This window comes from Cryptosporangium minutisporangium, from assembly GCF_039536245.1.
Lineage (GTDB): Bacteria > Actinomycetota > Actinomycetes > Mycobacteriales > Cryptosporangiaceae > Cryptosporangium > Cryptosporangium minutisporangium.
Window position 1 is genome coordinate 281 of the sequence record NZ_BAAAYN010000112.1, and the last position, 477, is coordinate 757.

The following is a 477-nucleotide window of genomic DNA, read 5'->3' on the forward strand; positions in this document are numbered from 1 at the left end:
CAACGAATTCATCAATTGTATTCGTTAAAGGAGAAGAAGGTAGAGAAACTACAGAACTGTATACAAAATTAGTTAAATGGGAAAAAGACAGAAGATTTGTCGTATCTCGCGTACTGAAACCAGAAAAAGAAAGAGCACAATTATCACTTTTAGAAGGTTCCGAATACGACTACTTTTTCTTTGTAACAAATACTACCTTGCTTTCTGAAAAAGTAGTTATATACTATGAAAAGCGTGGTAATGCTGAAAACTATATCAAAGAAGCCAAATACGACATGGCGGTGGGTCATCTCTTGCTAAAGTCATTTTGGGCGAATGAAGCCGTGTTTCAAATGATGATGCTTTCATATAACCTATTTTTGTTGTTCAAGTTTGATTCCTTGGACTCTTCAGAATACAGACAGCAAATAAAGACCTTTCGTTTGAAGTATGTATTTCTTGCAGCAAAAATAATCAAAACCGCAAGATATGTAATCA

1 protein-coding gene is annotated in these 477 nt (G+C 34.4%); it reads left to right on the top strand.

Features of this window, described 5'->3' with window-relative positions; genetic code table 11:
• Positions 1-477 (top strand): transposase (locus ABEB28_RS42350; RefSeq protein WP_345733966.1); only part of this gene is annotated, 477 nt, incomplete at both ends.